Below are 16224 nucleotides of genomic sequence, written 5' to 3'. Positions count from 1 at the left end.
CGCGCGGGGCGCCGGCCTCAGCCGGCCCCGACCTCGCGCAGCACCTCGTAGGAGGAGTTCCCCGCGGCCGCGCTGCGCAGTTCCTGGGCGCCGGCGTCGATGTACTTCTGCGAGGTGTTCAGGCTCTGGTGCCCCAGCAGCCGCATGACCTCCACGGCGCTGGCCCCGCTGGCCACGACCCGCGTGGCGAAGGTGTGCCGCAGCGCGTGCACCAGGGAGCCGCGCAGCACCCGGTCGTGCACCCCCGCCCACCGGTAGCAGGACCGCACGAGGTACTGCAGCTGGTTGCGCGTCATGGGACGCCCGCAGCCGTCCACGAACAGCCACTGCGCCGGCCCGGGGACCCGCTCCGCGCCGAAACGCCGGGCGCGGCTGGCCAGGTAGGTCTCCAGCACGGCGGTGAGGGCCGGTTCCACCGGCACGCTGCGCTCGGCGTTGCCCTTGCCCAGCACGTGCAGGCGCTGGTCCCCGGCGGCGCCGACGAGGTCCCCGACGCGCAGCGCCAGCAGTTCGGAGGAGCGGATCCCGGAGACGAGGAGGGTGGCCAGGACGGCGAGGTCCCGCTCGGGCCAGGGATCGCGGGCCCGGCGCATCCCGGCCGCCACGGCCCGCAGCAGCACCTCGGGGGTGTCCTGCCCGCGCAGGGGTTTGGGTTCCTGGCGTTCGGCGCGCGGCCGGTCGATACCGGCCATCGGGTTGCCCGGCAGCGCCTCCTCGGTGACGAGGAAGGTGCAGAAACCGTTCCAGGTGGACCAGGCGCGGGCGATGGAGCTGCGGGCGTGGCCCACCGCGAAGGCCGCGAACGCCGCCCGCAGGGGACGCACGTGCAGGTCGCCGACGCGCAGGTCCGCCGGGGGAGAGGCGAGGTGGTCGGCGAGGTGGCGGCCGACGACGGTGAGGTCCCGGCGCTGCGCGGCGACGGTGTGGGGGGAGTCCTTGCGGGGCAGGCGTGCCTCGATGTAGGCGTCGGCGCCGTCCGTCAGGGGAGTGGCCGGCGACAGGTGCCCGCGAGCGGAGAAGGTTGGGGCGGGCACGGTTCCACGATAGGGGAGAGGCGAGGGTTCTGTCCACCTGATCCGTTGCGGCGCAACGACTTCGGAAGTCCCCGGCGGCGACGGTACGGCGTGCGCATATTCACCATTATGCGGAACTCGTGGCGCTGGCCCCTGCCGGTGGCGGGCCGCGTCGGGGCGGTCCGGACGTGCTGCGGGCCCGTGTGTGCGCGTGCGCGGACCTGGTTCCTTCCGGCGCGGGAACGCCCGGGGTGTCACGCCGGGGGTTCGCGGTGCCCGGGCCCGGCGTCGCCCGGCCCGGTCGGGCTCGGTGGGACCTGGCGGGATCCGGTGGGCCGGGTCGGCCGGTGCGCCGGATCCGGCCCGGCGTCGTCCGGTGTGGCGTTTCCCGTGTGGCGCTGTTCGTGTGGCGCTGAGGGTCCGGGTGTCGTGCCGGGATGCCGGCGGCTGGTCGGCGCGCACGCGGGATGCCGCCGGGTGCGCGGAGGGTGCAGGACGAAGTGTCGTGGCGGGGCCTCCGGGAGCCCCTTCCGCCTCACGCCGGCCACTTCCATCAATCGCCGATAATGCACATTATGTCATTACGGCGGTCGGTCCCCGCTCTCCCGCTGCCCCGGTGGCCGCGCGCTGCGCCTCACCCGGTGCGCAGCTCCGCCGGGAGGTGCCCGGCATCACCGATCCTGATCAGGAGCGTGTGGCGCGCAGCCCCGCCGGGGTGTCGTCCCGCCGGCCAGTGCCGCAGCTCGGTGATCGACGCGTGTGCGACGTCGGCTCCGGTCGTCCAGGGCTGCTCGGGTCCCGCGCCGAAGGCCCAGCGCAGCACGGCATCGATCACGCCGCTGTGCACGACGCAGGCCCACTGCCGACGCCAGCGCCGCGGCCTGCCGGTGCCCGACCGGCGTCAGCTCACCGTCGTCACCGTCACGAATCTGCTGTCCGTGTCGCACCAGCAGCAGCGGCACGCCATCTCGCTCCCCCACCGCGCGATCATCTCCCGCGATCCGTGCACAAGGGGCCGCCCCTAGAACAGCCGGACGTCGTAGTCGCCGAAGCGCCGGTCGACGGTGAGCAGCTGCAGACCTCGCCCGGCGGCCTGCGCGATGAGCATGCGGTCGAAGGGGTCGTCGTGGTGGCGGGGCAGCGCGCCTGCGGCCAGGCCGTCCTCGACGGTGACCGGCAGCTCGGTGAAGCCCTGCTGCCGCAGCTCCTCGCGCAGGCCGTCCGGCACGGTCAGCTTCCCCAGGGCCGCCTTGATCGAGATCTCCCAGGAGGAGGCGGCCGAGACGAGCACCTCGGTCTCCCCCTCCGCCAGGGCGTCGCGCATGCGCTCGGGCAGGCGCTCGTCGTCGGTCAGCCACCACAGCAGGACGTGGGTGTCGAGCAGGAGGCTCACCGTGCCTGCGGCTCCACGTCGTCGTGGAAGGCCGCCAGCAGGTCATCGGGGGTCTCGTCGAAGTCGGCGGCGATGACCACCTGCCCCTTCCACGACCCGGGTCGACGCGCTCCGCGCGAGCGGGCCGGGACCAGGCGGGCGACGGGCTTGCCCGAACGGGCGATCACCACGTCCTCACCCCGCTCGACCGCTTCGAGCAGGCGTGAGAGGTGCGTCTTGGCCTCGTGCACGTTCACGGTCTGCGTCATGAGCCCAGGGTATGGACTAAGTCGGACTAAGTCGAGGTGTGTCACTCCCATGCCGAGCGCCGGGGCCTTCTCGGAGCAGCACCTGGCCGCGCCGCTGCAACACTCGCCGACGTGCCGGACAGGTAGGGGGTGTGAGACCACTGGGACCCGACCGGGAGGCGCGCTTCCGGGCGCTGTACGCCGAGACGTACCCCGACGTCCTCCGCTTCGCCGGGCGCCGGGTGCACCCCTCCCACGCCGAGGACGTCGCCGCCGACGTCTTCCTCGTGGTGTGGCGGCGCCTGGAGGAGGTCCCGCCCCGGTTGGACGATGCGCGGGCGTGGTTGTTCGGTATCGCCCGGCACTGCCTGCTCAACGCCGGTCGCGGGGACGGCCGGCGCCACGCCCTCACCGTCCGCCTCGCCACGGTCCTGCCGGCGCAGGAGCCGGTGGAGGACGTGGAGGCCGACCTCGTCGCGCGCCGCCTCGACGTGGCGGCGGCCTGGCGGCAGCTGAGCGCGACGGAGCAGGAGGCGCTGTCGCTGCACCTGTTCGAGGACCTCACCTCACCGCAGGCCGCCCGGGTCCTCGGCATCACCGCCGCCTCCTACCGCCTGCGGCTGATGCGCGCCCGCCGCGCCCTGCGCCGACACCTCGACCACCCCGCACCCACCCGCGTGCAGTTGGAGAACCAGCCATGAGCACACCGCGCGACCGCGACCTCGACGCCGTGCTGCGATCCCTCGACGCCGCCGCCCCCGCCCTGGACGCCGTGCAGCAGCAGCGCGCCTGGAGCACGCTGGAGGCCATCGTGGCGCGGCCGGCGTCCTGCGGCGCGGACCCGGCGCGGGGAGGCACCGCCCGATCCGGGGCGCGGCAGCCGGTCCCCCGGCGCCGTGGCGCCGGGGACCACGCCCGCTCCCGCCGCCTGGTCCTGCTCGCCTCGGCCGCCGCCGTGGCCGCCGCCGGTATCAGCGTGCTCGACGGCGGCGGCACCGAGGAGATGGCCTTCGCGTCCTGGACCCCCACCCCCGCACCACTGACCCAGCAGGAGGTCGACCTGGCCGGACCGGCCTGCCGGGACGGGCTGGACGGGGACGGGCACCTCGACCTGGACCGGGCCCGGCTGCAGCTGGCCGAGCGGCGCGGTGACGTGCTGGCCCTGCTGTACTGGACGCAGAACCCGGACGTGTCCGGGTTCTGCCTGGCCCGCAACGTCCCCGGCACGGGCGACGTCGACGTCATCTCCTCCGGTGTCGGCGGCGGCGACATGCCCGCGCTAAAGGCCCCGGCGCGCGGCTACACCCAGGGCGCGATCTCCCAGAGCCGGGTTCCCAGCGGTGAACACGTCTCCATCACCGGCGGCGCGGCCGGCGTCGACGTGGTGGGCGTCACCATCCACGCCGGCGACCACACCGTGCACGCCTCGGTGCGGGAGGGCCGCTACGTGGCCTGGTGGCCCGGGCGCGCCTTCGGCGGGGAGGCGCCGGGACCCAGCGGTGAGGACCGCTCCGCCCCGGTGCTCACCTACGACCTCACCCTGAGCGACGGGAGCATCATCCGTGATGCCGCCGGCACCAGACCCCGCTGACCTGGCGCCTCCGCGCTCCGGGGGTCGCGCGTGAGGGGCGTCGACCCGGTCACCTACGACCCCGGTTTCTCCGGGGGGACCGCAGGTCGGGTCGCGGAGGTCAGGTCCTGGTGCGCACGGCGTGACGCACGTACACCACGCCGTTGTCGAACCGTCGGTGGTCCAGCAGCTCGAGGTGGAGACGTACACCAGCGGGGAGCGCGGGTTTGCCGCCGCCGACGCTCACGGGGTGCAGGAGCAGCACGCACTCGTCCACCAGGGCGTGCCGGAACGCCTCCGCCCCCAGGGCCGCGCCACCGACGCTCACATCCAGGGCGGAGGCCTCCGTGAGCGCTCGCACCGCCTCGGGGTCGAAGTGCCGCTCGATCCTCGTGCGCGCCGTCGAGACCTCCGCGAGGGTGGAGGAGTAGACGACCTTGTCGGCCTCGCGCCAGATCCGGGCGTAGTCGCGGACGACGGCCGCTTCGGTGGTCAACCAGTCGTCGTCCTCCCAGACGCGCATGGCCTCGTACATGCGCCGGCCGTAGAGCGAGGTGCCGATGCCCCGCTCGTGCTCGTTCCAGAAGGCGTGGACCTCCTCGCTCGGCACCGCCCAGTCGAAGGAGCCGTCCTCGTCCTCCAGGTAGCCGTCGAGGGAGGTGTTGGCCGCGTAGATGAGCTTGCCCATGACTGCCTCCGACCGGACGAGGTTCTCAGTCTTCACCGGCACAGCACCCCCGGCAAGGCCCACCGACGCCGCGCTGCGGGCGCGCTCAGGCCGGTGACCCTCCCCCGGCCCGGCCGTGTTCGCCGGGGGTGTCGAGGTGGCTGCGCAGGAGCCGTGTCCACGCTCGCGGCTGGTCGAGGTGGGCGTCGTGCCCGGCGTCCGGGACGAGGACGTGGCCGGTTTCCGGCCGCATGTCGAGCATCCGCTCGATCTCCGCGGTGTCGAGGCTGCTGCGCTCGGCCTGCACGAGCAGCGTGGGTGCCCGTACCTGCTGCCACTCCGGCCAGCGTGCGACCTCGGCCACGGCCGCGATGGCCGCCTGCATCACGTCGGCGTCGAAGCGTGGCCGGAACCCGTCGTCGCGCTCCTGCAGGTCCTGCGCCCACGCCGCCGCGACCGGTGTTGCGCCGAGGTGTTCCACAGCCGCCTGCCGGGACGGGAACGGCACCGGCCAGGCGGCGAACCAGCTCCCCAGTTGTGCCGACAGGTCCTGCGCTCCGCCGCCGACGCCGCCTTCCAGCAGCACCAGGCGCCGCACCAGGTGCGGGTGCCACGGCGAGCAGCAGCGCGGTGTGGGCGCCCATCGACTGCCCCACCACCGAGGCGGGGCCGCCACCGGCCGTGGTGGTGAGGAGGGCGGCGACGTCGTCGACGTAGGCGCGGCGGGAGGTGTCGGCGGGGCGGCGGGTGCTGTGCCCGTGGCCGCGCTGGTCCAGGGCGAGGACCCGGTAGCCGTCGCTGAGCGCCTCGGCGGTGCCCGCCAGTTCCCGGGCGCTGCCGGCCAGGCCGTGCAGCAGCACCACCACCGGCCCGGGACCGCCGGAGTCCAGGTACGACAGGGTCACGTCCTCACGGCGCACCTGCAGGCGCTGCACGTCGACCCTCCGATCGGCCGGTGTCCGGGCGTCGCTGACCGTAGACCAGTTCCCGCAGAGGTTGTGCGGGTTCTCGCCGCCGCCGCGGGGTGCTGCTCCACGCCCGCATCCGCACCGACGGCTGAGCACTGCGACCAGGCGCGGTCAGCCCTCGTCCGGCGAGCGGGTGAGGTACTGCTCCGGCAGCGGGACACCGAAACGCTCGTGCAGGGCCAGGACGTCGCGCACGTCGTCGGTGTCGTGCTCGTACCCGGTGTGTGAATCCACCTGGTACTCCGCGGTCAGGCACCGCACCGCCCGTCCGGCGATGTTGCCGGTGCCGGTCAGGGAGGAGGTGGGGTACGCCTGCCCGTGGGGTCCGTACCAGCCCGTGCCGTCCCCGCCGAGGCGGATGACGTGCAGGTCCACCTGCCGCCCTGCTGGATCGGCCATCCGGCGGCAAGCCGACCCTCGCGTGGGTGCTGCTGCACCTGCTGCAGGAGTTCGCCCGCCCGCCGCGCGCGGTGCCCAGCGCGCGGTGCCCAGCGCGCGGTGGCGGCCGCAGCGAGGGCGTGCTGTCGCAGTGTCACGATGTCCCCGGGCGGCACGGTGGGAGGGGCGGCGCCACGCACCTCGCGTCCTCGGGTGGCGGCTCGGACCGTGCGGATGAGGGCGGTCGGGGAGGTGGAGCTTGGAACCGGTGTGCGAGGCGGTGAAACCGAGACGGCCGTAGGAGCGGTGCGCCGCTGCGCGGCTGCTGTCGCTGGTCAGCTGCACCAGGGCGCAGCCCCGCCGCTGCGCCTCGGCGAGCGCCCAGCGCACCACCGCCGCGCCCAGCCCCTGCCCGCGGTGGTCGTGGCGCACGCGGTGGGTCCCGCCCGGGCACGGGGCGCGGGCAGGCACGCCGGGCGGCTCAGCCCGCGACGCCCTGCCTGTGCTCGCCGAGGACACGGCCCAGGAACACGGCGAGGCGGTGCTGCAGGCGCGCGACACGCTCCGGACCCGGCGGTTCGGCCGGCGTCAGGTCCGTCTCGCGCAGCCCGCGGGCGTAGGCGGAACAGGCCAGGTCCGCGCAGATGTAGGTCCCGACGGTGTTGCCGTCCCGCCCCGGTGCCCCGGCCCGGGGCGCCACCTGGAGGCTGACGTCGTCGCAGCGGTGGGCGGCGCGGCACAGCTCGCACAGGGAGGCGCTGCGGCGCCCGCTGGTGACGCCGGGGGTGCGCAGCAGCACACCGACGACCCGCGACCCGAGGGGCGCGACGAGGTAGGCGCGTGCGGGTAGTTTCGCGTCCCGCCAGCCCAGGTAGTCGTGCGTGTCCCAGTCCAGCGCGCCCAGCCCCGGTGGCAGGGTCATCGCCGCCACCTGGCTGCGCGAGGCGTTGACGAAGGAACGCCGCAGCTCCTGCGGCGACAGCGCTTCCACGGTCTGCTCCCCTCCCGGCGGCGCGGCCGGTGCGGCCACGTCCGGCGGAGCATTCAGCCACTCACCCGTGTACCGGGGCAACCGGTTTGTCCCGGTGACCGGGCTCAGATCTCCAGGTGGCCCTCGGAGGAGAACACGCACGAGCCGTGCAGGTGGACCCGGTCACCGTCGAGCCGGCAACCCAGCTCGCCGCCGCGCGGGGAGGCCTGGTGGGCGAGGAAGGTGTCCCTGCCGGTGCGGGCCGCCCAGTACGGCACGAGCGCGCAGTGCGCCCCGCCGGTGACGGGGTCCTCCGGGATCCCCTTGGCCGGTGCGAAGTACCGGCTGACGAAGTCGTGCTCGCCGTCCCCCGCCGCGGTCACCACGACGCCGGTGCGCTCCTGCCGCGCGATCGCGGCGAGGTCCGGTGCGAGGGTGCGCACGTCCTCGGCCCGGGGGAGGAGGGCCAGGTGGTTGCCGCCGTCGTCGGCGGTCTCCACCGGGGTGAGGCCGAGGGCGGCGGCCAGCCCCGGCGGTTCCGGGACGGGGCGCACGGTGCGGGCGGGCAGGTCCACCCGGTAGCCGGCGCCCTCGCGGTGGACGCCCAGCGGCCCGCTGGCGGTGTCGAAGGCGACGCTCGAACGGCCGGGTTCCAGCCGTTCGGCGACGACGGCGCCCGCCGCCAGGGTCGCGTGCCCGCACAGGGGCACCTCGACGGTCGGGGTGAACCAGCGCAGCCGGTACCCGCCCGCGTGCGGCACGAGGAACGCCGTCTCGGCCAGGCCGCGTTCCGCCGCGACCGCCTGCATCAGCGCGTCGCCGGGGAAGGCGTCCAGCACCACCACGGCGGCGGGGGCACCGGCGAAACGGTGGGAGGCGAACGCGTCGACCTGGAAGTGGGGGACCCGCACGCCGGCAGCGTAGAGCGCCGCTCAGCGCAGCGGGGCGCCTTCCGCGCGCGGCCGTGGACGGTGCGGACGGCGGGGGCGTCAGTGGCAGGCGGCGCGGTGCTGGTCGGAGCCGCCCGCGGCGGGTGCGTCGGTGCTCGCCCACTGGATGGTGGGGCGCCCGGCCACCCGGAACTGCCCCCCGTGCACGTCGGCGCCCTGCGGCCAGCCGTCCGGGGAGTCCTCCCAGCTCTCCTGCCGCCCGTACACGGTGCGGTCGAGCAGGCCGTAGCTCCACGCCATCGCCTCGGTGCCCCGCCCCGTCGTCCACCACGTCTCGTGGACCTCCTCCCCGGTGCGCAGGTAGGCGGCGAGGAACCCGAAGCCGCGGCCGGCCAGGAGGTCCTCCGCATCGCGCGCGGAGTACCAGGGCAGGCGGTTGCCCACGAGGTCCGCGTACGCCCTGCTCTCCTCGTAGGGACCCTGGCACAGCACCGCCAGGGTCACGTCCCGGCTGTGCAGGTACTCCGGCCGCTGGACGTTGGCGGTGAAGAACGTGCAGCCCTCGCACTGCCCCTCCGGCGGCTGCCCGTCGTGCCACATGTGGAAGTACACCAGGAGTTGGCGGCGGCCCTCGAAGACGTCGAGGAACGGCACGGGCCCGGCGGGGCCGACGACGCGGGCACCGGCGGGCACCGGTGTCATCGGCAGGCGCCGGCGCGCCGCGGCGAGGGCGTCGCCCTCGCGGGTGTGGGCCTTCTCCCGCACCAGCAGGGTCTCGCAGGCCTCCAGCCAGGCCTCGCGGTCCACGACATCGGGGGCGGCGGTGGCGGTGAGGGGCTCGAAGGGCAGGCGGGCGGCGGTCATGGTGGTCTCCTCTCGGGGTGTCCACCACTGCTGACCCCGCCCGGCCTGCGAACTCATCGCCGGAACCTGCCGGGCACCGGACCGGCCGACGCACGCGGGTGGGAGGCGGGCACCGGCCCCGGGGGCGTCACAGCACCGACAACCCCGCGGGCGGGAGCGGCCGGCCGGTGGCCGCCAGCAGCAGCGGCCCGGCCACACCGGCGTCCAGCGCGAGCTCCGCGACCAGCGCCAGGCTCTGCCGCGCCGCGCTCGCGGGTACCTGCGGCGCCACCCCCAGCGCGACGGCCAGATCGCTGGTGTGGACGGTGAGCTCGAAGGTCCGGGTGGGCAGGTACTCCCGCAGGCGCATGCCACCGGCCAGGGTCGTCAGCAGCTCCGAGCCGTCCCGGGAGCGCACCAGCGGCACCACCCGCGCGGCCACCTCCGCCACCGCCTGCGCCGGGTCGGCGCCGAGCGCGACCCCCGCCCGCCGCCCGCGCTCCGCGACGCCCGGGCCCGCGGCCAGCTCGCGGACCGCGCGGTAGTAGCCGGCCGTGGAGTCCACCTCGACACCGGCCGCGGGCCGCGCCAGGTACTCCTCCACGGTGAGCAGGGAACGGCTGGTGTGACCGGTGAGGGCGCGCACGTCCCACTCCCCCAGCCCCGGTTCCTCCCACCGCTGCCCCACCAGCGCGGCGGTGCGCACGAACCAGGCCGCCGCGTCGGCGAAGGCTATGCAGGACACCTCCCACGGGGAGCTCATGCGGGCAGGCTACGACGCCGGGCGCGGGTGCGGGGAGCGCCGGGAGGTGCGCCGCCGCCGTGGCCGTTACGGTCGCTGCATGAGCCTCGCCGCCGGAGCAGCCGACAGCCTCGTCGCCCTCTACCAGCGGACCGTGTCCCCGCGGAAGGGCTACTCCTGCGCGCACCGCGTCGCGCACGGGGGCCCCTCGTGCTCCGCCGTGGCGCGGGAGCTGCTGCGCACCCGCGGCGCGGTGCGCGGTGCGCTGCTGATGGTGGCGCAGTTCCACGCCTGCTACCGGGCGGCGGCGCTGCTGATGGCCTCGGACGTGCGCGGGGTGTGCTGCTGCGGGCCCATCCCCATCCCCTTCCGCTTCTGATCCCGCTGCTGAGGTCCCACCCGCGACGTCGAGCCCGTCGAGTCCGTCGTGGTCCGCTGGTCCGCGCTCGCGGCGCCCTGACCGGCCGGCCTCAGGTGCCGGCGCCCTGCCGCACAGCGAGATCCGGTGGGCAGGGCGCCACCGGCTGCGGCCGCCCGAACAGCCAGCCCTGGGCGTAGTCGCACCCCAGCGCGAGCAGCCGCTCGGCCTGCAGCGCGGTCTCCACCCCCTCGGCGACGACCTCCATGCCCAGGGCCTGCGCCATCCGCACCGTGGCGGAGACGATCGCGGTGTCCCCGGCCTCCGAGCCCAGCCCGTCCACGAACGTGCGGTCGATCTTGAGCACGTCCACCGGGAGGCGCTGCAGGTAGCTCAGCGAGGAGTAGCCGGTGCCGAAGTCGTCCACGGCCAGCTGCACCCCCATCGCCTTCAGCTCCCCCAGCAGCCGCACCGAGGCGGACACGTCCGTCATCACCGAGGTCTCGGTCAGCTCCAGGCACACCGCCGCCGGGTCCGCACCCGTCTGCGCCAGCACCGCCGGCAGCTCGGCCAGCAGGCCGGCGTTGAGCTGGCGCACCGACAGGTTCACCGACACCCCCGGCGGCGCCCCGCCCCCGCGGTGCGCCGCCCACGCGGCGGCCTGCGCGCAGGCCTGCCGCAGCACCCACGAGCCCAGCGGCCGGATCTGGCCCGTGCGCTCGGCGACCGGCACGAACTCACCCGGCGGCGCGACCACCCCCACCCCCGAGCGGGTCCAGCGCAGCAGCGCCTCCCGGGAGGCCACCCGCCCGCTGGCCAGCTCCACGATGGGCTGGTACTCCAGGTGCAGCTCCCCGCGCTCCAGGGCGTGCCGCAGGGAGTGCTCCAGCTCCAGCCTGCGTGCCAGCGCGGCCCGGGCCCCCGGGTCGAACAGCTGCACGCGCACCGCGGCGCCGTCCTCGTCCCGCTTGGCCTGGTACATCGCGGCGTCCGCGTCGCGCAGCAGCCCGTCCGCGTCCTGGGCGGGGTCGGTGCTCGTGGCCACCCCGATGCTGGCGGCCGGTGCGAGGCGGTGCCCCTGCAGGTCCACGGGTTCGGCGAAGGCTGCCGCGATCCTCCCTGCCACCTCCAGGCCCGCCAGGTCCCCGTCGAGGTTCTCGCAGAGCACCACGAACTCGTCCCCACCCAGCCGGGCGACGGTGTCCTCCGGGCGCACCGTGTGCCGCAGCCGCTGCGCGACCTCCACCAGCAGCCGGTCCCCCGCGTCGTGCCCGAAGGTGTCGTTGACGGGTTTGAACCTGTCGAGGTCGACGAGCAGGACCCCGACCCGCCCGGGGGTGCGCGCCAGCCGGCCCAGGGCGTTGCGGGCCCGGTCCAGCAGCAGCGCCCGGTTCGGCAGGCCCGTCAGCGCGTCGTGGGTGGAGCGGTGCGCCAGCTCCTCCATCGTCAGGCGCCGCTCCGTCACGTCGCGCACGACCTTCCCGAAACCCTGCAGGCGCCCCTCCCCGTCGGCCAGCGCGGTCAGCGACACGTCGGCGTAGAAGCGGGTTCCGTCGGCGCGCACCCGCCAGCCCTCGTACTGCTCGTGCCCGGCGGCCGCGGCGGCGGCCAGGTGCTGCTGCGGCTCACCGGCGGCGCGGGCCTCGGGGGTGTAGAAGAGGGAGTAGTGCCGGCCGATGACCTCCTCGGCGCGGTAGCCCTTGATGCGCTCCGCCCCGGCGTTCCACGACGCCACCCGCCCCTGCGCGTCCAGCACGAACATCGCGTACTCGCGCACCGCGTCCACGAACAGCCGGAACCTCTCCTCGCTCTCCCGCAGCTCCTGCTGGGCCCGCCGCCGCTCGGTGTCGTCGCGCACGACCTTCCCGAAGCCGCGCAGGCGCCCCTCGTGGTCGCGCACCGCCGTCAGCGCCGCCACCCCGTAGAAGCGGCTTCCGTCGGCGCGCACCCGCCAGCCCTCGTACTGCTCGTGCCCGGCGGCCGCGGCGGCGGCCAGGTGCTGCTGCGGCTCACCGGCGGCGCGGGCCTCGGGGGTGTAGAAGAGGGAGTAGTGCCGCCCCAGGACCTCCTCGGCGCGGTAGCCCTTGATGCGCTCCGCCCCGGCGTTCCACGACGCCACCCGCCCCTGCGCGTCCAGCATGAAGACCGCGTACTCGCGCACCGCGTCCACGAACAGCCGGAAGAGCTCATCGTCCATCGCCCGACGTCACCGCCCCCGCTCCGCACGGCCGGTGACGCCCTCGCCACACCGCGAGCGACCGAAAGTATGTCAAGTGTCACGCTGAGCAACCAATCCAGGGCACAATCCCCTGGAACCCGCCCTTCCCGCGCCCGGAACCTGGACCGCCCGGGAACCCCCACCGCCGCCGGGGCGTCGGGCATGCTGACGACGAGCGTCGGTGCACACCGGCGGCGGGCGAGCGGGAGGACGGACAGATGGTGTTGCGCGGCATGATGGCGCGCCTCGGCGCAGGCGGCGCCTCGGTGGAGACGGTCCTGGACAGGCCCGTGACCACCCCCGGCGGCCAGGTCACGGGGCAGGTGCACGTCACCGGCGGCAAGGTCGAGCAGGACGTGCGCGAGGTCCGCGTCGCCCTGGAGGCCACCGTCGAGGTCGAGCACGACGACGGCGAGTGGCGCGAGAACGTCTCCTTCGGCACCCAGCCCGTCGCCGGCGCGTTCCGCCTCGACGCCGGACAGCGCCGCAGCATCCCCTTCACCTTCACCGTGCCGTGGCAGTGCCCCGTCACCGCAGTCGGCGGCTGGCACCTGCGCGGCATGAACATCGGCGTGCGCACCACCGTCGACATCGCCGGCGCCGTCGACCCCGGCGACCTCGACCCCGTCACCATCGCCCCGCTGCCCGTGCAGCAGGCCGTCCTCGACGCCCTGGGCTCCCTCGGTTTCCGGTTCAAGAGCGCCGACGTCGAGAAGGGCCGCGTCCCCGGCAGCGACCTGCCGTTCTACCAGGAGGTCGAGTTCCTGCCCCCCCACCACCTCGCGGGCAACGTCAACGAGCTCGAGGTCACCTTCCTCGCCGACCCCGCCGGGGTCGACGTCGTCCTCGAGGCCGACCGCCGCGGCGGGGTGTTCACCTCCGGCCACGACGCCCTCGCCCGCGTCCGCTTCGCCCACACCGACACCGACGTGCAGCGCCTCGCCGGGTTCCTCGACCAGCAGGTCCGCCAGCTCGGCGCCCGCCGCGGCTGGTTCTGACCCGCACCGCGCCGGCCGCCCCCACAGCCCAGCGGGGGCGGCCGGCGCGCGAGCCTCACTCCTCCAGCGCCCACAGCGCCCGGTAGTACGCGATGCGCTCCGCGTCCGGGGCGATCCCGTACCCGGAGAAGTACGCCTCCTCCCAGCCCGGGCCGTAGTTCCACTCCGTGCTCCACGAACCCACCGCCAGGTCCGCCCAGCGGTCCGCCACCCCCAGGGCGTCCAGGTCCACGTGCGCGCCGGCCACCCCGTCCTCACCCAGCAACGTGTTCGGGGCGCACGCGTCCCCGTGGCACACCACCAGCCGGTCCACCGGCGGTGGCGCCGGGAAGTCCTCCACACGCCGGCGGGACTCCTCGCTGCGCGGGCGCTGCAGGCGCGTGCGCAGCCGGTACCCCACCGACCAGTCGAAGGGGCAGCCCTCCACCGGGAGCTGCTCGTGCAGTCGCCGCAACCCCGCCCCCAGAGCCGCGACCGCCACCTGCGGACGTGAGCGCCACGGCTCCAGCACCGCGCTGGTGCCGGTGAGCGCCACCGTCACCAGCCACGCCCCCTCCGCGTCGGAGCCGGCACCCAGCACCCGCGGGACCACCGCGAAACCCCCCGCCCACGCCAGCCGCTCCCGCTCCCCGGCCAGGTCGAGCCCGCTGCCCGCCGGCGCCCACTTCACGAACCGGCGCGCCCGCCCCGAACCCACCTCGAACGTCAGCCCGCCCGCCTCGTTGCGCCACACCGGGCGCAGCGGCTCACCCCCCGCGAGCGCGAGCACCGCCGCCGGGGCCACCACGTCGTCCAGTTCCAGGTTGTCCAGCGCAGGGAGGTACACCACCACCCCACTGTCCCAGCAGGCCCGGGCGGGGACCCCGCAGGGGCGCTACCGTTGACGGGGCGAGGAGGCGACGTGAGGGCGACGTGAGCACGACCCCGGCTGCACCCGCGGCAGCGGCGGCCACCCGCGTGGACCGCTGGGTGTGGGCGGTGCGGCTGACCCGCACCCGCGCCCTGGCCGCCGACGCCTGCCGCGCCGGGCACGTGCGCGTCAACGGCGAACGCGCCAAACCGGCCACCACCGTCCGGCCCGGCGACGAGGTCCGCGTGCGCACCGAGGGCAGCGATCGCATCGTCGAGGTCGCCCGTGTCGTCGAGCGCCGCCTCGGCGCCCCCCTCGCGGTGGAGTGCTACCTGGACCGCACCCCCGCACCGCCCCCGCCGGAACTCGTGGTGGCCCCGGTCCTGCGCGAGCGCGGCGCCGGCCGCCCCACCAAGCGGGAGCGGCGCGAGCTGGAACGACTGCGCGGCAGGGACCCGTGAGCCCTCCGGAACGCCCGCGGCGCCCGCCGCGTCCCAGCGCCGTGCCCCGTCCTCCCGGCGCCGCTGTGGCGCTCACCGCCACCGCCCTCGCCGCCGGCCTGCTCACGGCCACCTCCTGGTCCCGGGCGGCCCCCGCCGCGGCGACCTCCTGCGCCACGCCCTCCGAGCGCGACGCGCTGCGCACCGGCCGCACCGTGCTGGTGGGCCGCTGGAGAGGCGCGGAGGACTTCGACGTCGACTGGTCCCTCGGCGTCCACGCCTCCCCGCGCGAACGCGTCCGCTACGAGGACCCCATGGGTGGTGCGGCCGGCCCGCCGACCGGGACGCAGGCCGTCCTCGTCCACCGCGAGGGCGGCACCTGGGTCACCGGCCCCTGCTCCCACCTCGACCCCGCCCGCCTGCACGCCCTCTCCGGGCCCGTGCCCGCCCCCGACGGCACCGGGCCCGTCGCGGCCGTCGCCGCCACCGGCCTGCGCACCGCCGGCCTCGTCCTGCTCGACGCGGACGGACGGCCCCTGGGCTACGGCGGGCGCGACGTCAGCCACGTCCTCGACGTCTGCCCCGGCGGCCGCCGCGTCCTCGTCGTCCGGCAGACCGCCTACGACGACCACTACGAGCACGGCGACCCCAACCTCGCCCGCTGGGAGGTCCGCGACCTCGCCACCCTCGACGTGGTCCGCGAGGGCCACGCCCCCCGCCTCTTCGCTGGGCTGTGCACCGACCCGGCCGGCGACGACCTCACCCTCGCCCTCGGCCACGGCGGCCCCCACACCGTCGTGCGCGACACCCCCACCGGGGACACCCGCCTCGCCACCGGGGCCCTGCGCGACCTCGGCGCCCGCGACCCGCGCGACCCCACCCGCAGCCTCGTCCTCGGCTCTGCGGACGGCCCCGACCACGGCCCCGCGGCACCGGTGCGGCTGCGCTCGCTGGACCTGCGCACCGGCGCCGCCACCGACCTCGCGGACCTGCCGCCCGGCGCCTCCGGGAAGGTGGCCGTCTCCCCGGACGGGCGCCGCGTCGCCGTCGTCGGCAGCGTCCCCGAGCCCGGGCAGGACATCCGCCGCCCGGCCCTCTGGGTCCTCGACCGCGACACCCCCACCGCACCCGTCACGGCCGAGCTGCCCGGGGCGGTGGACGCCGCGTGGGCGGGCGACCACCTCGGCGTCGCCGTCCGCGACGACGCGTGGAACACCACGGTGGTCTTCCACGACACCGCACTGCGCGAGACGCACCGCGTACCCGCCCTCGCCGCGCTCGCGACCGCCCCCGGCGCAGCCGGTCCGGGGCGGCTGTGGAGCTGGCAGGAGGAGTGGTTCGCCAACCCCTCCTCCGGCTCCGGCCCCCACGACGACGGCACCACCACCACGGCCCTGCACGTCCTGCCCGGCGACGGCTCCACGCCGCAGGAGGTGGCGCTGCCCGCCCGGCTGGACCTGGAGGGCCTCACGGTCGTGCCCACGGGCCCGCAACCCGCCGCGGGCCTGCGCACCGCCCCCGACGTCTCCCCCGCCCGCCACGACACCCCGCGGCCGGTGGCCCCCGGGGCCGGCGCGAAAGCCGGTGCGGACGCAGGTGCCGCACCGGTGCTGACCGCGGTGGGTGGGTCGGCCGCCGCCCTCGGAGCGTTGTTCGTGGTGTTCCGGCGGCGTCGGCGCCGCTGAGACGCCGGTGGCCG

Annotated in this window: 18 protein-coding genes and 2 pseudogenes; 6 read left to right on the top strand and 14 right to left on the bottom strand. The window is 75.8% G+C overall.

The window, feature by feature from the left end; genetic code table 11:
* Nucleotides 1–17 precede the first annotated feature (17 nt).
* The 4 genes and pseudogenes from ACYQBY_RS01660 to ACYQBY_RS01645 form a co-directional block, all read right to left on the bottom strand.
* Nucleotides 18–1034, bottom strand: a complete 1017-nt coding sequence (locus ACYQBY_RS01660) for a tyrosine-type recombinase/integrase (protein WP_459642066.1) — start codon at nucleotides 1032–1034, stop codon at nucleotides 18–20.
* A gap of 613 nt (nucleotides 1035–1647) precedes the next feature.
* Nucleotides 1648–1869: pseudogene (locus ACYQBY_RS01655) on the bottom strand (hypothetical protein); the annotation flags it as partial.
* A 165-nt stretch (nucleotides 1870–2034) separates the two neighbouring features.
* Complete coding sequence (locus ACYQBY_RS01650; RefSeq protein ID WP_459642065.1) at nucleotides 2035–2406, bottom strand: type II toxin-antitoxin system VapC family toxin; 372 nt, start codon at nucleotides 2404–2406, stop codon at nucleotides 2035–2037.
* A complete protein-coding gene (locus ACYQBY_RS01645; protein ID WP_459642064.1) occupies nucleotides 2403–2654 on the bottom strand; it encodes a type II toxin-antitoxin system Phd/YefM family antitoxin in 252 nt (83 codons plus the stop codon). The genes ACYQBY_RS01650 and ACYQBY_RS01645 overlap by 4 nt, the downstream gene beginning before the upstream one ends.
* Nucleotides 2655–2785: 131 nt before the next feature.
* On the opposite strand from ACYQBY_RS01645, the gene ACYQBY_RS01640 reads away from it, so the two are divergent.
* Entirely contained in the window at nucleotides 2786–3334 is a 549-nt protein-coding gene (locus tag ACYQBY_RS01640) for an RNA polymerase sigma factor (RefSeq protein WP_459642063.1), read from the top strand.
* Nucleotides 3331–4224 carry a hypothetical protein gene (locus ACYQBY_RS01635; RefSeq protein WP_459642062.1) on the top strand — a complete coding sequence of 298 codons (894 nt, stop codon included), beginning with the start codon at nucleotides 3331–3333 and terminating at the stop codon, nucleotides 4222–4224. Before ACYQBY_RS01640 ends, ACYQBY_RS01635 begins: the two co-directional genes overlap by 4 nt.
* A 100-nt stretch (nucleotides 4225–4324) precedes the next feature.
* On the opposite strand, the gene ACYQBY_RS01630 is transcribed toward ACYQBY_RS01635, so the two are convergent.
* From ACYQBY_RS01630 to ACYQBY_RS01595, 8 genes and pseudogenes are all read right to left on the bottom strand, one after another.
* Nucleotides 4325–4891, bottom strand: coding sequence for a dihydrofolate reductase family protein (locus tag ACYQBY_RS01630; RefSeq protein ID WP_459642061.1), 567 nt, complete (start codon nucleotides 4889–4891; stop codon nucleotides 4325–4327).
* 32 nt (nucleotides 4892–4923) lie between these two features.
* A complete protein-coding gene (locus ACYQBY_RS01625; RefSeq protein WP_459642437.1) occupies nucleotides 4924–5730 on the bottom strand; it encodes an alpha/beta fold hydrolase in 807 nt (268 codons plus the stop codon).
* 219 nt (nucleotides 5731–5949) lie between these two features.
* Nucleotides 5950–6237 carry a nucleotidyltransferase domain-containing protein gene (locus tag ACYQBY_RS01620; protein WP_459642436.1) on the bottom strand — a complete coding sequence of 96 codons (288 nt, stop codon included), beginning with the start codon at nucleotides 6235–6237 and terminating at the stop codon, nucleotides 5950–5952.
* A gap of 270 nt (nucleotides 6238–6507) precedes the next feature.
* Nucleotides 6508–6648 (bottom strand): annotated as a pseudogene (locus ACYQBY_RS01615) (GNAT family N-acetyltransferase); the annotation flags it as partial.
* Nucleotides 6649–6697: 49 nt separating this feature from the next.
* Nucleotides 6698–7207 carry an FBP domain-containing protein gene (locus ACYQBY_RS01610; RefSeq protein WP_459642060.1) on the bottom strand — a complete coding sequence of 170 codons (510 nt, stop codon included), beginning with the start codon at nucleotides 7205–7207 and terminating at the stop codon, nucleotides 6698–6700.
* A gap of 104 nt (nucleotides 7208–7311) precedes the next feature.
* Nucleotides 7312–8097: a PhzF family phenazine biosynthesis protein gene (locus tag ACYQBY_RS01605; RefSeq protein ID WP_459642059.1), complete on the bottom strand. Its 786-nt coding sequence runs from the start codon at nucleotides 8095–8097 to the stop codon at nucleotides 7312–7314.
* A 78-nt stretch (nucleotides 8098–8175) separates the two neighbouring features.
* Nucleotides 8176–8940, bottom strand: coding sequence for a DUF899 family protein (locus tag ACYQBY_RS01600; protein WP_459642058.1), 765 nt, complete (start codon nucleotides 8938–8940; stop codon nucleotides 8176–8178).
* 127 nt (nucleotides 8941–9067) lie between these two features.
* Nucleotides 9068–9682 (bottom strand): maleylpyruvate isomerase N-terminal domain-containing protein, encoded by a 615-nt coding sequence (locus tag ACYQBY_RS01595; RefSeq protein WP_459642057.1) that lies wholly within the window; start codon nucleotides 9680–9682, stop codon nucleotides 9068–9070.
* Between the two features lie 79 nt (nucleotides 9683–9761).
* Here ACYQBY_RS01595 and yidD point away from each other — a divergent pair, with 79 nt between their 5' ends.
* Nucleotides 9762–10040 (top strand): membrane protein insertion efficiency factor YidD, encoded by a 279-nt coding sequence (gene yidD / locus ACYQBY_RS01590; RefSeq protein ID WP_459642056.1) that lies wholly within the window; start codon nucleotides 9762–9764, stop codon nucleotides 10038–10040.
* Between the two features lie 91 nt (nucleotides 10041–10131).
* On the opposite strand, the gene ACYQBY_RS01585 is transcribed toward yidD, so the two are convergent.
* Nucleotides 10132–12216 (bottom strand): putative bifunctional diguanylate cyclase/phosphodiesterase, encoded by a 2085-nt coding sequence (locus tag ACYQBY_RS01585; RefSeq protein ID WP_459642055.1) that lies wholly within the window; start codon nucleotides 12214–12216, stop codon nucleotides 10132–10134.
* Nucleotides 12217–12455: 239 nt separating this feature from the next.
* Between ACYQBY_RS01585 and ACYQBY_RS01580 the strand changes: the two genes are divergently transcribed.
* The gene (locus ACYQBY_RS01580) at nucleotides 12456–13235 is read left to right on the top strand and encodes a sporulation protein (protein WP_459642054.1); all 780 of its coding nucleotides are present in this window, start codon (nucleotides 12456–12458) and stop codon (nucleotides 13233–13235) included.
* Nucleotides 13236–13290: 55 nt separating this feature from the next.
* Here ACYQBY_RS01580 and ACYQBY_RS01575 read toward each other — a convergent pair whose 3' ends face one another.
* A complete protein-coding gene (locus tag ACYQBY_RS01575; protein ID WP_459642053.1) occupies nucleotides 13291–14064 on the bottom strand; it encodes a phosphotransferase in 774 nt (257 codons plus the stop codon).
* A gap of 83 nt (nucleotides 14065–14147) precedes the next feature.
* Here ACYQBY_RS01575 and ACYQBY_RS01570 point away from each other — a divergent pair, with 83 nt between their 5' ends.
* Both ACYQBY_RS01570 and ACYQBY_RS01565 read left to right on the top strand, forming a co-directional pair.
* Entirely contained in the window at nucleotides 14148–14546 is a 399-nt protein-coding gene (locus ACYQBY_RS01570) for an RNA-binding S4 domain-containing protein (protein WP_459642052.1), read from the top strand.
* A gap of 65 nt (nucleotides 14547–14611) precedes the next feature.
* Entirely contained in the window at nucleotides 14612–16210 is a 1599-nt protein-coding gene (locus ACYQBY_RS01565; RefSeq protein ID WP_459642051.1) for a hypothetical protein, read from the top strand.
* Nucleotides 16211–16224 lie beyond the last annotated feature (14 nt).

This window comes from Kineococcus anabasis (genome assembly GCF_054590795.1).
The sequence above is the reverse complement of the archived record's forward strand: the minus strand, read 5'-3'. Positions and strand labels throughout refer to the sequence as shown.

Excerpts from the sequence above, each read along its gene's own strand:
- ACYQBY_RS01585 (WP_459642055.1), bottom strand. The coding sequence starts at position 12,216 with ATGGACGATGAGCTCTTCCGGCTGTTCGTGGACGCGGTGCGCGAGTAC.
- ACYQBY_RS01635 (WP_459642062.1), top strand. The coding sequence starts at position 3,331 with ATGAGCACACCGCGCGACCGCGACCTCGACGCCGTGCTGCGATCCCTC.
- ACYQBY_RS01600 (WP_459642058.1), bottom strand. The coding sequence starts at position 8,940 with ATGACCGCCGCCCGCCTGCCCTTCGAGCCCCTCACCGCCACCGCCGCC.
- ACYQBY_RS01630 (WP_459642061.1), bottom strand. The coding sequence starts at position 4,891 with ATGGGCAAGCTCATCTACGCGGCCAACACCTCCCTCGACGGCTACCTG.
- yidD (WP_459642056.1), top strand. The coding sequence starts at position 9,762 with ATGAGCCTCGCCGCCGGAGCAGCCGACAGCCTCGTCGCCCTCTACCAG.
- ACYQBY_RS01595 (WP_459642057.1), bottom strand. The coding sequence starts at position 9,682 with ATGAGCTCCCCGTGGGAGGTGTCCTGCATAGCCTTCGCCGACGCGGCG.
- ACYQBY_RS01620 (WP_459642436.1), bottom strand. The coding sequence starts at position 6,237 with ATGGCCGATCCAGCAGGGCGGCAGGTGGACCTGCACGTCATCCGCCTC.
- ACYQBY_RS01580 (WP_459642054.1), top strand. The coding sequence starts at position 12,456 with ATGGTGTTGCGCGGCATGATGGCGCGCCTCGGCGCAGGCGGCGCCTCG.
- ACYQBY_RS01645 (WP_459642064.1), bottom strand. The coding sequence starts at position 2,654 with ATGACGCAGACCGTGAACGTGCACGAGGCCAAGACGCACCTCTCACGC.